The 2,017-nt window shown below is 38.6% G+C and carries 1 protein-coding gene; it reads right to left on the bottom strand.

What is annotated here, in order from left to right; all coding sequences use genetic code 11:
* Nucleotides 1–381: 381 nt before the first annotated feature.
* Nucleotides 382–1,677: an adenylosuccinate lyase gene (purB, locus tag AFK68_RS00505; RefSeq protein WP_094670786.1), complete on the bottom strand. Its 1,296-nt coding sequence runs from the start codon at nucleotides 1,675–1,677 to the stop codon at nucleotides 382–384.
* Between the last annotated feature and the right edge of the window lie 340 nt (nucleotides 1,678–2,017).

Here is a 2,017-nt window from a genome sequence, read left to right as displayed (position 1 = left end):
GAATTTAGAATTTAGAATTACCTCTCCTTGAAAAGAAGAGGATTGACGAACAGTTCAATAATTGATAATTGATAATTACTTCTCCCTAAAAGGAAGAGGATTGAATAAAAGAAAATTTTTTTTTGTTTCTCCTTGAAAAGAGAGGCTTTATACCTTGATTTTTTGGTAATTATTAATTATTAATCATTGAGTAATGTCAGCATTCAGCTATTAGCTTTTGAATGAATGAAGCAAGTATTAGTTTAACTTCTGCTACATTTTTAACTAGAGAATTGAAGCACAATAACGACGAATTTGAGTTGTAAACCTATACAATTCTGTCGTAGGAAATGTAGATTTTTGTTAGAAGCTGATAGCTGATAGCTGACTGCTGTTTGCTTACTAAATACCTAATCTTTGATAGACATCATCTAAATGTTTTAAATGATGTTTCGGATCAAAACAAGCTGCAATTTCTGCCTCAGATAATTGACTTTTTACCTGTTCATCTTGACTAATTAAATCTTGAAAATTACCATTGGGTTGATTCCAAGCTTGATGAGCGCAAGACTGAACAATTTTATAAGCATCTTCTCGTATCATGCCTTTTTCTACTAAAGCTAAAAGCACTCGTTGACTAAAAATTACCCCTCCATAAACATTCATATTTCGCTTCATGTTTTCTGGGTATACCAACAATTTCTTAACTAACTCAGTAGTTTCTTTAAGCATAAAATGAGTCAAAATACAAGCATCTGGCAAAATTACCCTTTCTACCGAACTATGAGAAATATCACGCTCATGCCAAAGGGCAACATTTTCCAAAGCAGCAACAGCATGACCCCGCACAATTCTCGCCATTCCCGTTAACCTTTCCGAACGGATAGGGTTACGTTTATGAGGCATTGCACTCGAACCTTTTTGACCTTGAGAAAAATATTCCTCAACCTCTAAAACATCAGTCCGTTGCAGGTTACGAATTTCCACCGCAAAACGTTCAATAGAAGCAGTCAATAAAGCAAGGGTTTGTACATACTCAGCATGGCGATCGCGAGAAATTACCTGAGTAGAAGCTGTATCTGGTTCAAGTTCCAGTTTTTGGCAAGCGATCGCCTCAACTCTGGGGTCAATATTTGCATAAGTTCCCACTGCTCCAGAAATTTTACCCACAGCAATATTCTGACGTAGTTGCACTAACCTCTGGCGATGCCGACAAACCTCCGCTAACCATCCCGCCAATTTAAAACCAAACGTCATCGGTTCCGCATGAATACCGTGGGAACGCCCAACCATGAAAGTTTCTCTATGTTGTTGTGCTTGATAGCGAATAGCTTGCCCTAACTCTTCCACACATGACAACAACACATCCAGACTCCCAACCATTTGCAATGCCAGAGCAGTATCCAAAACATCAGAACTTGTTAAACCCAGGTGAATATAACGTCCGACATCACCAACATATTCATTAACATTTGTTAAGAAGGCAATCATATCATGGCGGACTTCTGCCTCAATTTCCAGCACCCGCTCCCGGTCAAAATTTGCCTTGGCCTTAATTTCTACTACTGCCTCAGCAGGTATATAGCCAAGTTCTGCCTGAGCTTCACAGACAGCTATTTCCACTTGTAGCCAAGTTTTCAGCTTGGCATTATCAGTCCAAAGTTCACCCATTTCGGGTAAGGTGTAACGTTCTATCACACTCTATCTACAACTAAAACAACCGTTACATTTTACTACTGGCAACCATAAATGGGGATATTTTAACTAAACCTGTTTCCCTCTCAGGGAAAACGCATCTAAATTTTTTTGACAAATGACCAATACTACGCTATGAAAACGCGCTCTGTGATACATCTGATATCACGCTCCACAAACCCTATTTTCAAGTGAGCGATAAAACTCCGTTCCGCTTAGGCGAACAAAAAACTTTCTCTTCCTTATAGAAGCCCTAACCGTATCTCCAAGAAATAGGTTCTGGTGGAGAATTAATTGATAAAAAATGGGTAATAATTGATTTGATGATGGGATGAGTGGCAGA

It is taken from the genome of Hydrocoleum sp. CS-953 (assembly GCF_002260545.1).
Lineage (GTDB): Bacteria > Cyanobacteriota > Cyanobacteriia > Cyanobacteriales > Microcoleaceae > Trichodesmium.
This window is presented reverse-complemented; position numbering and strand designations above follow the sequence as displayed.